This window comes from Fictibacillus terranigra (genome assembly GCF_030412265.1).
Lineage (GTDB): Bacteria > Bacillota > Bacilli > Bacillales > Fictibacillaceae > Fictibacillus_C > Fictibacillus_C terrinigri.
The window spans coordinates 1-13,340 of record NZ_JAUHLN010000010.1; the positions used below are offsets into that span (position 1 = coordinate 1).

Consider the following 13,340-nt stretch of genomic DNA (forward strand, 5'->3'; position numbering starts at 1 on the left):
AGTTAAGCTCTTCAGCGCCGATGGTAGTTGGGGGCTTCCCCCTGTAAGAGTAGGATGTTGCCAGGCACGAACGAAGCACTGTTGGATTCATTCCAGCGGTGCTTTTTTATATCGGTAACACGCTCATTTGAGATCAATCAAGTACGTATCCCATTCTGTATAAGCTGGTCAGCGAAAATGGGATATACAAAAGCGAATAATTTATTCTTAAAACTCGTTCCAGTTCGCGATGTAGCTTTTTAGGAATGGACGGAACAGTTTTTGGAATATAAGGACTGGAATTGTGTAATAACTGATCTTTTTATTTTGTCCAAATTTACTGAAAATTAATTTGACAAGCCTATTAAGGTAGGATATGCTAAACTCGTAATAAATTACGAAAGATGTTCGCATATGTGAACAGCAGGGTGGATCAAGTATGGGTATTGAAAAAGTGAACAAATCAGCAGCACGCGTGATGGATATTCTCCTTTTACTCTCTAGGGCAGAACGACCGTACAACGTGTCAGATATCAGCAGGGAACTTGGTGCCCCTAAAAGCAGCACATTCGAAATATTGTCGACAATGGTGGATAAAGGTTTTATTGAGGTCGATCCGTATTCCAAGCACTACAAGCTCGGTTTGAAATTATTTGAGGTAGGTGCGGCTTTTCTTTTTACAACCGATATTCACAAGGAAGCGCGCCCCTATCTGGAAGCCTTGATGGAAAATACAGGGGAAACTGCCTTTCTGGCCATCGAGTCGGATGGTGAAATCGTATATTTGGATAAGGTGGAAGCTCCAACTTCGGGCAGGACAACTGCCATGCTTGGAAGCAGGAACCCGATGTATTCCACAGGGCTTGGGAAAGCCCTGCTCGCATCCTTTTCCGACAGCAAAGCAGAATTGATCCTTTCTAAGCAAGTGTTTGAGAAAAAAGGAGCGAATACGTTAAAGAGTCCGGACGAAGTAATGAACGATTTGAGGGAAATCAGAAAACGCGGCTATTCGATTGATGATGAAGAAAATGAAGAGGGCATCTATTGCAATGCGGCTCCTGTCTACAATGCAAGGAATGAACCGATTGCTGCCGTCAGTGTCGCGGCTTTGTTAAACAGAATGACAAAAGATCATAAGGAAAAAATCAGCACCGAAGTTGTAAAGACAGCCCTGGCCATTTCCAAGCGGCTCGGCTATCAGAAAGACCGGCTTTTTGTTCTTTAACAAAATGTCGTTTTTTTTACCCAATTTTACGAATGGTGTTCGCATATGTGAACAAAAGGGAGGGGTAACATGGATACACCCGCACTTGTCATTGATAAAAGGAAGATGGATCAAAACATTCGAAAGATGGCAGACATTGCGCAAAAGCAACAGGTCGGTCTAAGGCCACATATTAAAACACATAAAATTCCGCTGTTAGCAATGCGGCAGCTCCAAGCAGGGGCGACCGGCATTACGGTTGCAAAAGTAACCGAAGCTGAGGTGATGGCAGAACACGGCATTCAAGATATATTCATTGCTTATCCACTCGTTTCCGGGATGAAAATCCAAAAGGCGGTTGAATTAAGCAAAAACATCAGGCTGATCACTGCCTTTGACAGTCTGGAAGGAGCAAGAAAACTGGCAGCGGCAGCGGATCAGGCAGAACTAGAGCTCGAGGTTCGTATGGAAATTGATACCGGACTACGTAGAACGGGGGTTCTTTATGACCAGGCCGTGGATTTAGCTAAGAAAGTAAAGGCGCTTTCCCGTTTGAATTTGACGGGGATCTATACATTCCGAGGACCGATTCTGGATGGGAAACCGACACTCGACATTGAAGAAGCAGGACGACAAGAAGGGCGCCTGATGGCGGAGTTGGCGGATAAACTGCGAAAAGAAGGAGTGGCGGTATCCGATGTCAGCGTTGGGTCAACTTCCACCTCGGCTTCCGCGGCAGGAGTTGAAGGGATAACAGAAATTCGGCCCGGAACGTATGTCTTTTATGACAGGATGCAAGAAAAGTACCAGTGCTGTTCGCCGGAGGAACGTGCGGCTGCCATCCATGTCACCGTTGTCAGTAAGCCATCGGAATCCCTTCTTATCGTAGACGGCGGAAGCAAAACGTTTGCTACCGATGTCCAGCCAGATCAGCCTCCCATCTTTTTAAAAGGGTTCGGGGAAATTGCCGGACATCCTGAAATGGTGTTGGAGCGCCTGACGGAGGAGCATGGAATGATTACCGTCGCTGGGAAAACCGATGTACAGATTGGTGATGTCCTTCAAATCATTCCAAACCACATTTGCAGCACGTTGAATCTGCACAATGAAGTTTTTTTGCAAAACGAGGATGGAAGCCTGGAAAAGCAAGCTGTGCTTGCCCGAGGAAAACTACAGTAAGGGGGATTTTAAATGCTGGATCTAGTGATTAGAAATGGCCGAATTGCAGACGGGTCTGGGAATCCTTGGTTCTTTGGAAGCGTGGGCATCAAGGACGGAATGATTGTGGAGGTTGGAAGGGTGGAGGGTGAGAGCCGGGAAACCATTGATGCGGGACGAAACATCGTTTCCCCCGGATTTATTGACGGCCACTCCCATTCGGACCTGCTTGTCCTCAATAATCCGAAGATGGATATGAAGCTGCAGCAGGGTGTGACAACAGAGGTGGTGGGTAACTGTGGGCTTGCGCCAGCTCCCTTTGTACCCCATTACGGATCGCTGTTGAAGGAATATATTCAGCCTGTCATCGGCGGAACTGAGTGGGAATGGACGTGGAACTCTGTTGAAGACTATATCGGAAAATTAGATAAAGCAGGGATTTCAGAAAATGTATCTACCTATGTGGCACACGGCGCACTAAGAATTGCGGCCATGGGATTTTCAGGGCGATCAGCTGACAAGCTGGAGCTTATGGCCATGAAAGAAATGCTCGAAGAAGGAATGAAAGCAGGAGCCATTGGGCTGTCGATTGGACTGCTGTATTCTCCAGGGAGATATGCCTCAAAAGAAGAACTGGCTGAACTGTGTCAGGTACTTCCAAAGTATAACGGCATCTTATCGACACATATCCGGGGAGAGGGGAACAATCTTATTCCTTCCATAAAAGAAGTGATCTGGATCGCAGAAAAAGCTGGTGTCCCTCTTCAGGTCAGCCATTTGAAAGCAGCTGGCAGAAGAAACTGGGGAAAGGTGCTGGAGGCAATGGAACTGCTTGAAGAAGCAAGTGCGAGGGGAATGGATGTCACCTGTGATGTTTATCCGTACGATGCGGGGTCCACCTCTCTTACTACGCTCCTCCATGGAGTTTGGAGGGGGGAATCCCGGCCTGTCTTGAAAGGATAAGAGAACCCATTACCCGTCGGCAAATAAAGGAGGAACTCGGACAAGAGCAGGAGGACTGGGACAATTTGGTTGTTTCCACAGGATGGGAGAATGTGGTCGTTTCTTCCCTTGCCCGACGGAAGGAATGGGAAGGAAAAAGCATAGAAGCGATTAGTAGAGAAACGGGACAGAGTCCATCTGACGCAGCGCTTGATCTTCTACTGGAGGAGGACGGAATGGTTTCAATCGTTTATTACCACATGTCCAATAAGGATGTTTTGCAAGTTGTGAAATGGGACCGTTCGCTCGTGATTTCCGACAGTTTGGGATGCGAGACTGGAAAGCCGCATCCAAGGTCATACGGAACCTTTCCCCGCCTTTTTTCAAAATATGTGCGGGAGGACAAGGTCCTATCGCTCGAGCAGGCCATTAGAAAGGTAACTTCCTTTCCTGCCCAACGGTTTTCTCTCGGAAAAAGAGGACTTATCGTTCCGGGTTATCATGCGGATCTGACCATATTTAACGAGAAAGAAATTCAGGATACGGCGACCTATCAAGACCCGGTCCACCATCCGGAAGGCATATCCCACGTAATTGTAAATGGAATGTTGACCATCAAGAACAAAGAAAACCTCAGGCAGTCGGGCGGAAATGCAATTAAAGCCGCGGCGACAAAATGCCTGTGCCAAAGACATATGAAACAGGAGGCCGCTCATGGGTAAAATTGAACAAAAACTGAAGGAGTTAAACATTGAATTAGGAAAAGTACCGGCACCGGCAGCTGTATACGTACCAGCAAAGACCGTAGGTAATCTGGTGTACACGTCAGGTGCCGACTGCAGAATCAATGGGGAACTCATGTTCAAAGGCAAGGTGGGGTGCGACTTGACCGTAGAGCAGGGGTATGAAGCGGCAAGACAGGTCATGATTAACCTCCTTGCAGTTCTAAAGGAGCATCTTGGTGACCTCGACCGGATCAAACAAGTGGTAAAGCTGCTTGCATTCGTGAATTCCGCGGACGGTTTTGTGGAACAGCCCTTTGTGATCAATGGGGCGTCTGAATTGCTTGAAGAAGTATTTGGAGAAAAAGGAAAGCACGCGAGGTCGGCCATTTCCTCAAATGAGCTTCCATTTAACACACCGGTAGAAATAGAGATGATCGTAGAGTTTGAATAGAAAAAATTCAGCATGAATAAAAGGAGCGTCTACTATGCCTTTGCTTGACAGGTTAAAGAAAGAAAAGCTGATCGCAATCGCAAGAAATGTGCCGGAATACCTGCTGGATCAAACGGCGGAAAGCTTGCTGAAAGGAGGGATCGTATTTATTGAAATCACGCTCAATACGCCTGACGCACTGCCTGCCATTGAACGGTGGAAACGCTCTTTCGGCGATGAAATACTCGTTGGCGCCGGGACGGTTTTGGATCTGCAGATGGCCAGAGATGCACTTTCAGCGGGGGCAGAATATTTAATCACACCAAATCTTGATGAAGAGGTAGTTGAATTTGCCACAGGCAGGGGGATTGACGTATGGCCAGGAGTCATGACACCGACAGAGATGGTAAAGGCGACCAAGGCCGGTGCCCGTGCGGTTAAATTGTTTCCGTCCGGGACTCTCGGCAGTCAGTACATAAAAGATGTAAGAGGCCCGCTCCATAATATCCCCCTAATCGCGACTGGGGGCATCCATCTGGGTAACCTGAAGGAATTTTTGGACGCGGGTGCCACAGCTGCCGGACTTGGAAGCAGCCTTGTCGACAACACCTTGATCAAGAATGGCAATTTTGATGAGATTACGGACAGGGCCCGCCGGTTTAGGGAAACGGCAAAAGAAGAAAGCGGGGTGGCATGATGGATGTGGTGACGATTGGAGAAACCATGATTCTCTTAGAAGCGATTGATCAGAAGCCCCTGAAATATACGCCTTTCCTAACGAAATCCGTCGGCGGTGCTGAGTCGAATGTAGCGATCGGCCTTTCTCGGCTTGGTAAAAGCACAAGATGGATCGGAAGGCTTGGAAATGATCCGTTTGGAGGTATGATCACCTCTATTCTTGCAGGGGAAGGGGTGGATGTTTCACATACACAAAGGGATGATAAGCATCCGACCGCTGTCTATTTTAAGGATAATTTTGGAGCTGGAGATCCGGATATTTATTATTACCGAAAGGGATCGGCCTCCAGCTGCTGGTCCCCAGAACACATAAGGGACAAGTGGTTTGAGGGGGGCCGCCATCTTCATATGACCGGCATTACACCGGCACTTGGGGAGCATTCCTTTGCCTTTACGAAGGAATGTATGAAAAGAGCAAGAGCGAAAGGAATGACCGTTTCATTTGACCCGAATATTCGGTTTAAGCTTTGGGAAGAGAAAAAGGCTAGGTCGGCCCTGCTTGAGTTGATTCCCTTATGCGATTATTTTCTCCCGGGGCAGGAAGAGGCAGAATTTTTATTTGGGGAAGGAGAAGCAAAGTATCTCGCCGAACGTGCCATTCAGCTCGGTGTAGAAGCCACTGTCATAAAAATGGGAGAGAAAGGCTCATTCGGTATGCTGAAAAATGGACAATATGTGTATGCTAATCCAGTACAAACAGAAAAAATAGTGGATACAGTAGGAGCAGGAGACGCATTTGCTGCAGGCTTCCTCTCATATGCGATAGAGGGACTGACGGCTAGTCGCTTAAAATATGCAATGGAACGGGGAAACCTGTTGGGCTCACTGATCGTCCAGTCCAAGGGGGACTGGGAAGCTTTGCCCGTTATTGAAAGGATAGAAAATAAAAAAGTGATCGTCCGTTAACAGAGGGAACAGTTTTGCCTATAATTGACCGAAAATTCAGCAAAAGGGGAGAAGGAAAATGAACAGTAACCAGGGGATTTATTTAGGGGTTTTTATTGTTTTTACCATTCTTATGATTATTGTTGGCCTTTGGGTTTCCAGAAAGGTAAAAAGTGGCGAAGACTTCCTAATGGGTGGCCGGGGCTTAAGTTTGCCTCTGCTTATCGGAACCACCATTGCTACGCTGGTTGGAACCGGCTCGAGCATGGGTGCGGTCGGCTTTGCTTACTCAAACGGATGGGCGGGTGCCCTTTACGGCATAGGCGGCTCCATAGGAATGTTCATCCTGCTGCTCTTATTTGCCGATGTCCGAAAGTATAACTTCATGACTTATTCCGAAGAATTAAGCTTTTATTTCGGAGGAAACAAATTAATTAAAGGCCTCACATCTATAATTTTGTATATTGCCTCGATCGGCTGGCTCGGAGCCCACATCATGGGCGGAAGTCTATACCTGTCCTGGATCACTGGGATGGATCCCTTGATGGCCAAAGTTATTACTGCCCTTGGATTTGCCGTTTATACGTTTATAGGAGGATATCTCGCTGTCGTTTATACGGACACCATCCAAGGGGTCATCCTTTTTCTCGGATTTATTCTTCTAACTGTACTCACCCTAGTAAAAATTGGCGGCTATGGCCAGATATCCCATGAAGCCCCCGCCGAGATGGTTTCTTTTCTTGGCGTTGACAAAATGGGAGTAATTCCTGCTATTTCCCTGGCGGTTGTTATAGCTGTCGGTGTATTAGCCACACCTTCCTACAGACATAGAATATACTCTAGTGACAGCACAGCAACTGTAAAAAAAGGCTTTTTAGTATCGGGTATCCTTTTTGTCATTTTCTCTTTTTTTCCATCCATTATTGGGATGGCAGCACACATTATGAACCCCGACATTGAAGCGGGCTACGCATTTCCTTATCTCGCAACGGAAGTGTTTCCCGTCTGGATCGGTGCCATCGTCCTGACAGCCGGATTAAGTGCTACCATGTCATCGGGAAGCTCGGATTTCATTGCTGCGGTAACCATCCTACTTGGGGATGTGTATCAGGTTTTCACAGGGAAAAGCCCGAAAAAAGAAAAGATGATCGTTTATTCACGGATCGCCCTTGTGGCTACTCTAGTGCTTGCATTTGTGTTCACTCTTGGATCAAACAGTATTATCGGCTATATTTCCAACTTTATTTCCACCGTCATGTCAGGGCTGCTCGTAGCGTCCATTTTAGGCAAATTTTGGCCTCGCATGACCTGGCAGGGGGGACTAGGCAGCCTGCTCTGCGGGTCAATTACCTCTTTTTATTTGCTGAACAGTCCGAGTCTATTGGCGTATTGGGGAAATCCCATCCTTCCGTCACTAGGTGCAGCTTTTATTGCTGGAGTAGCGGTCAGCCTTTTAACTCCGCAAAATACCTTGTCGGAAGAAGAAATCATGAAAAAATTGGCAATGGACCGGGAAATGATCAATTCCTCCCCGGTGGAAGAAGTGCTCAGCAAAAAGCAGGTAACACTAGATTAATAAAAGCAGTGCCCCTCCTATTTGTTTTTGGCTGAACCGCTCCATCAGCAGATGGGAGGTTTTTTTGTTCAAAGTCTCGATTAGGAGCGATTAATTTTTCAAGATAGGCTAAAGGCAGAATGGAAAAGAATAAAGGGGGAATTAGAACATAACAAATAGCCAATTTAGAAATGAAAGAGATAGTTGGAAAAGTAGTCATAAAGATTGATAATAAAAAAGATATCAAGTTAAGTGAAATCGAATAAGAAAGCGCTCGATAATCTTCAGTGCTTATGTCACACAAGCCACTAAAATGGAAGATAAATAAACCGATGAAATATCCCCACCCAAGCTCTTTTAATTGAATGCCTCCGCCTTCAAAAATAACTATAGAGTTGAAAATTAGTGTATGTAAAAAAAGAGGAACAATGTCGCGTTCAAGAGGGTTAACTACAACAAGCATCTCTAACAACCATATAAACGTATATAGAAATATTTACACATGTGTATACGTTTTTGTTTTCGTCTTCTTTTATTGCCACGGTTCCTATTGTTAGTTAGCAAGCTTTGTGAAAGGATTGATTACTTAAAGGGCTTTACTTATTTAATGGTTGGCTCTCAAAATACTGGAAAATCAGGTTAGACAAGCTGTCAGTACTAGTGAGCTACGCTACTATCTTAATGTTGAAGTTGAATACAATTTTAACAGGAAAAAGGACTCAAGTTTATAAAATGATCTAAGACTCATGTAATTCTTTCGTAATAATTAAAGGAATATGTTGGGATTGATCGAATTTATACTTATCTTAGATAAAAGAGGAGTGAAATTCTTGAAAAAAGTACATAAAGCACTAGGTACTTCCTTATTGGCCGCTGCTGTTTTATTGGTCCCTCAGACTAGTCTGGCAGAAGGCCCAAAACCAGCTTCTGGAGAAACATTATCAATTAACGGATTTATTGATTATGCAGAAATGAATAAAACATTAACCCAAATTGAAAAAAATAGCAAAGGCGCCATCAAGATTGAATCAGCAGGCAAAACCAACCAGGGAAGAGATATATTTACAGCTAGAGTGGGAGAAGGAAAAAAGGTTTTATTAGTAGAAAGTGAAATTCATGGAAACGAAAAAACAGGAACTGTAGCGCTTTTAAATCTGCTCCAGTATCTTGGGTCAAGCCAGTCGAATGAAGCAAAAAAAATAAGGGAAGAGCTTACGATTGTGGCTATTCCGATGCTCAACGCGGACGGATCAGAGCTTGACCGCCGCGCCAATGATATGGACTGGAGTGAAGCGGTAGCTGATTTCCCGCAGTTGGCTTCTGCAAAACCAAGCTGGAACTACTATACGAAGACTCTCCAGGGAGATGACTATGCAAGTAATCCCGGTTTTGATGTCAACCGAGATTTCAACCCTGATTTAAATTACGTTCCACAGGCAAAAGACTTTCCGGGAGCTTCCAATCAGCCAGGCTGGTTTATTACTCCAGAGTCACAAACCGTAAGGGATGTTTACAAAAAGCTTCAAAATGAATTTGGTCGAGTGGATGTATTCCTGGATCTGCACCACCAGGGATTTTACAAAATTGAGGGCACTGATGAAGATGTAACGATGTCCATTTCCGCGCAATTTGTTCCAGATCCTCGAACAGCACAAGGAGGCAAATATGCTCAATTTGCCGAAAACTACCGCTATGACTACTCAAGACAACTAAATCTCGCACTGTACAACGCTCTTCAGGCAAAAGGTTCTTCTGTCTTCTCGAACATTTCTCTTTATGACCAAGGGCTTGATCTTCCAGGTACCGCTTTAGGCTCATTTGCGTTGAATGGGAGCGGAACCGTTTTATTTGAAGTAAAAGGGCAAACCCACAGTTTGGGCCAAAAACAAAAAGGCATGCTCGTCAACACAGTAGAAACCGGAATAATGGGAATTCTAAATGGCGTGGCAGATGGCAGTGTTTATAATCTTAACCCTGGTGATTATGAAAGGATTCCAAACCGGGTAAATCCCTAAGAAATCACACATAACTTACAGTGAGGCACTTGGTTATCCCAAGGGCCTTTTTCACATGCACGTCATCACTTCAGATACCTCGATTAACCCCCTAACTCTGCAAAGTAATTGGTGGATGAAGTAAAGGTAATCAGAAGATCACAGCTACAAGGAAGATGTTTTAAGGTAAAGGAAACGTCATAAAAGTGGAACAGACCAAAGAAGGTAAAAAAGTCTGCTATGTTTCATTTTGCGGTATGAACAGAGAGGCTGTTTTATATAACAACGACTTATTGATTGGCATTAACCTTAGATCTTTAACACTGAAACATTTTAACCGCATATAATGATTACATTAACGAAGATAAGAGGTATTTAGTCGAAAAGGCCCTATTGGGTCTTTTTTCATTGTGATGAGGATTGAAGAAGAAAAAAGACAAACGCCTCTATATAAAAGATTATAAAAAAGTTTACTGCTCTAATGTTCTAGGTAAAACTTACGGAAAAAAATTGTGGAATTTTAGAAGATTATTAGTGCCAATAAAGAATGTTATAAATGAAGCATCGATATCAAAGGAAATTCTTAATCACTCTCCTAAAACCCCCACTTAGATGAAGAAAGTTCATGCCTCAAGACTATTCAGCCAAACAATGAAATCCATCCAGATCATTAAACTGCTGCATTAGTGCAAAATGTTTAATTGTACAAGCTCAAGAAAATACAAATACTTACAAACGTTCATCTTTGGAAACAACGGTACCTCAAAAGACACTAATTAAAAGTAGAAGGGATGTTTTTATGAAGGCCGATGTGGTGTTTATGAATGGTGAAGTTATAACAGTAGATGAAAGAAATACTGTAGTTGAAGCTGTAGCTGTAAAGGCAAATCGTATCGTAGTGGTCGGATCGAATGAGGAAGTAAAAGAATTAATCGATCCACACACCAAAGTATTTGACCTGCAAGGAAAAACGCTCCTTCCAGGAATCATCGATTCCCATCTTCATCTTATCTTATACGGCGTTAACCAGTTAGCGGTCAGCTGTAAAGCTGAGCACATCCATTCTGTCGAGGATGTTTTAAATGACCTGCGAAATAAAGCGCTGGAAACTCCAAAAGGTGAATGGATACGTGCCTGGGGTTTTAATGAGACGGCAGTAAAAGAAAAACGTTATCCGACGATTGATGAACTGGATGCCATTTCAGTAGAACATCCTATTATCGTTTCCAGAACTTGCGGACATATCAGTGTAGTTAATCACAAGGCTTTAAAGCTAGCGCAAATTAACGATAATACAGAGGATCCTATTGGAGGAATTATTGAGCGGGATGAGCGTGGAAGGCTGACTGGACGATTGATTGAAGCAGCAAACATGTCAATAAATGAGGTTTCAAATTATACACATAGTGAATTAAGAAAGGCTGTGAAAATTGCTTCAGATCATTTCATTGCAGCTGGCATCACAAGTATTCATGACGCAGGCGGACATGGTTCGGACAGTTACCGACTGCTCCAGCAAGCTGTGAAGGATAATGATATCCTTGTATTACACCCGGTACGGATGAAACGTTCGCTGCAGAAATCGAAAGAACAACCAAAGCTTACAAAGATAAAATGAAGGAAGCAATCTGTTATTTGGCGGAAGCAAGGAACATGATGGTTCAGCTTGAGGATCTTAAATGTATAAGAAACTCTGCTATTTCTGTTGGTCTTTATGGCATAATGGAAGAGATAAAACTGATCTTGAAACAAAATAAGTAAAACCTTACAAGTAGAGCTAACCAGCTCTATTTTTGCATACTGTTAGTTTAAAGCATCGAATAGGTGTATTCAGTTGATGCTGTTCACGATCAAATTGATAAGACACAATACAATCCTCGATGAACGCTCGTTTCCTCCATCCAATGATGCTGGATTAGTGGATGATTCCTCGCCTTTTTTTCCCGGCCTGAACTGCATGGTCAATCGGTTGTATTCGCCGACTTTTTCTCCGAGCGGAAGGAAGTAGAAGAGTTTAATCAAAAGATTGTTTAATAAATAGTAAACCCTGTAAAGCGAACAGAACCATTCGGGCTTTACAGGGTCTTTTTTTTGTAATATTGGAATTTACTAGGTTTCTGTTAAAGGAGTTAATCTATCATAGGTGGCCGCATCAGCCATGCAGGCTTCCCTGTAATCTTGGATGGGGCCGGAAGCAGCCCAAAGGGATTTGGAGCAGGCTGGTTTTTCCCTTTTCACTCAGTTTATAGAGGCCATCATAGGATTGGACATCAAATCCGAGAAGGGGGTGCCCGCCCATATTTAATGCCGAAGCGGCCAGAAGCAGATGCTGGGACAGAATTCCAGCTTCCATGTGCTGAATACGATGTCCCCTGTATCCATAAGCGCTTTGGTAATGATCCTTATGGCCAGAGATCGTGAAGGAAAGTGGAACTTGAGACATGTTTACAGTATCAGCAAGCAGTCCGTCTTGCAGTCGGCATCGGAAATCACCATCTTGAATAGGCTGTAATGCATGATTGGATTCATCATAAAAATAAGAGCCGTTTGGTAAACCTTCGATATTATACATACAGCAATAGAGTGAGATACGGTAAGGTGAATGATGAAAATTATGATCAAGATCATTTCGGTAAGAAAAAGTGGAGAAGGCTTCGAATAGAAGGGCTGATAAGGTTTGTTGGTTTATGGGTTTCTGAACAAAGTCCATTCCGGGCGAATATCGATTTCGGCAGGCGGAAGAGAAATCATACGATAACCGGTCCACACGAGGCAGCAGGTGGAACGAGGGTGCCAACTCTTCTTTCTTTTCTTTTTCCATTTCCTTATGAGTTGGAACCGAGTCCAACCTGCATGCTTCATTCATCTTCATTAGCATGGGATATTCGCTGATTTTCCTAGAACGGACGTAATGTTGATGCTCAAGTGGTTCCATTTCACGGCATAACGAAGCAGCAGTGGAGGATTCCTCTGTTTCATCACTCGTAAACCAGTTCATGGCTGGATCAACGGAAAGAGGAATCACCGCATAAACATTTTCTTCTTGCTCGGATATTCCTAAAAGGTGATGAAGGGCGCGGTCAAGAAAATGGTAATACACCCCCGTCTCAAAACCGATGCGTCTTCCTGTTTCCAGCAGCTGACCGATCACAAAGCCGGTATCCAGCCCTTGCAGACGGTAAGAGAAGTTATGGTATTTGAAAAAATTCTTCCAAAAAAACGTGGAGATCAATACGGTGCCAAAAGAGGAGGACACGTCACAGCGATTACCCAGAGCTCTGTTCAAGTAGCTGTCAAAATTCCCTTCTCTTAAACATACTAAACGATGGTGTGCGGCGTCATAGTGATAAATGCCTTCAGGAATCTCCTCCATTTTTAAATAGATATAAAGTTCGTTCGGATACAGTGCACCGCCGGATGGGACAAAGCGCCGGCATGCTGTGCATTCTTCTGTTTGATCAGTAAAAAACATGGTTTGGCTTACTTGTGTAAGCCCGAAGGTATATTTAAGAAAGTGACCAATTTCCTGGAGATTCGGTATTGGATTTCTTTTCTTTTGTTCGAGATGGAGCGGAAGATCTGCGTTTAATTCCACTACAGGCAAACCCCTGTAAAGCTTATAGGGAAGGGGGGCGTCGTCCCAGTCCACCACCCAGTCCCGGGGTTTTACTTTGTCAGATTCATAATGCAGCTTATGCAAAAATTCTTCGAGGTTCATTCTTTTCCCCCT

11 protein-coding genes and 1 pseudogene are annotated in these 13,340 nt (G+C 44.2%); 10 read left to right on the forward strand and 2 right to left on the reverse strand.

Annotated features, from left to right (window positions below; all coding sequences use genetic code 11):
• The first annotated feature begins 418 nt into the window (after positions 1-418).
• From QYF49_RS24095 to QYF49_RS24130, 8 genes are all read left to right on the forward strand, one after another.
• Complete coding sequence (locus QYF49_RS24095) at positions 419-1,204, forward strand: IclR family transcriptional regulator (RefSeq protein WP_290402136.1); 786 nt, start codon at positions 419-421, stop codon at positions 1,202-1,204.
• Positions 1,205-1,273: 69 nt separating this feature from the next.
• Positions 1,274-2,362: an alanine racemase gene (locus tag QYF49_RS24100; protein WP_290402137.1), complete on the forward strand. Its 1,089-nt coding sequence runs from the start codon at positions 1,274-1,276 to the stop codon at positions 2,360-2,362.
• Between the two features lie 12 nt (positions 2,363-2,374).
• Positions 2,375-3,304 carry an N-acyl-D-amino-acid deacylase family protein gene (locus tag QYF49_RS24105; RefSeq protein ID WP_290402138.1) on the forward strand — a complete coding sequence of 310 codons (930 nt, stop codon included), beginning with the start codon at positions 2,375-2,377 and terminating at the stop codon, positions 3,302-3,304.
• A gap of 65 nt (positions 3,305-3,369) precedes the next feature.
• On the forward strand, positions 3,370-4,005 hold the full coding sequence (locus QYF49_RS24110) for an amidohydrolase family protein (RefSeq protein WP_290402139.1): 636 nt from the start codon (positions 3,370-3,372) through the stop codon (positions 4,003-4,005).
• Positions 3,998-4,459: a RidA family protein gene (locus QYF49_RS24115; RefSeq protein WP_290402140.1), complete on the forward strand. Its 462-nt coding sequence runs from the start codon at positions 3,998-4,000 to the stop codon at positions 4,457-4,459. The genes QYF49_RS24110 and QYF49_RS24115 overlap by 8 nt, the downstream gene beginning before the upstream one ends.
• Positions 4,460-4,493: 34 nt before the next feature.
• Positions 4,494-5,135: a bifunctional 4-hydroxy-2-oxoglutarate aldolase/2-dehydro-3-deoxy-phosphogluconate aldolase gene (locus QYF49_RS24120; RefSeq protein ID WP_290402141.1), complete on the forward strand. Its 642-nt coding sequence runs from the start codon at positions 4,494-4,496 to the stop codon at positions 5,133-5,135.
• Positions 5,132-6,082, forward strand: coding sequence for a sugar kinase (locus tag QYF49_RS24125; RefSeq protein ID WP_290402142.1), 951 nt, complete (start codon positions 5,132-5,134; stop codon positions 6,080-6,082). The genes QYF49_RS24120 and QYF49_RS24125 overlap by 4 nt, the downstream gene beginning before the upstream one ends.
• Positions 6,083-6,140: 58 nt before the next feature.
• Positions 6,141-7,637 carry a sodium:solute symporter family protein gene (locus QYF49_RS24130; protein WP_290402143.1) on the forward strand — a complete coding sequence of 499 codons (1,497 nt, stop codon included), beginning with the start codon at positions 6,141-6,143 and terminating at the stop codon, positions 7,635-7,637.
• Here QYF49_RS24130 and QYF49_RS24135 read toward each other — a convergent pair.
• Complete coding sequence (locus tag QYF49_RS24135) at positions 7,609-8,079, reverse strand: hypothetical protein (protein ID WP_290402144.1); 471 nt, start codon at positions 8,077-8,079, stop codon at positions 7,609-7,611. The two genes, QYF49_RS24130 and QYF49_RS24135, sit on opposite strands and share 29 nt — an antisense overlap.
• A 367-nt stretch (positions 8,080-8,446) precedes the next feature.
• Here QYF49_RS24135 and QYF49_RS24140 point away from each other — a divergent pair, with 367 nt between their 5' ends.
• Positions 8,447-9,631: a M14 family zinc carboxypeptidase gene (locus QYF49_RS24140; protein WP_290402145.1), complete on the forward strand. Its 1,185-nt coding sequence runs from the start codon at positions 8,447-8,449 to the stop codon at positions 9,629-9,631.
• 778 nt (positions 9,632-10,409) lie between these two features.
• A pseudogene (locus tag QYF49_RS24145) lies at positions 10,410-11,156 on the forward strand (amidohydrolase); the annotation flags it as partial.
• A 606-nt stretch (positions 11,157-11,762) separates the two neighbouring features.
• On the opposite strand, the gene QYF49_RS24150 reads toward QYF49_RS24145, so the two are convergent.
• Positions 11,763-13,328 (reverse strand): SagB/ThcOx family dehydrogenase, encoded by a 1,566-nt coding sequence (locus tag QYF49_RS24150; protein WP_290402146.1) that lies wholly within the window; start codon positions 13,326-13,328, stop codon positions 11,763-11,765.
• Between the last annotated feature and the right edge of the window lie 12 nt (positions 13,329-13,340).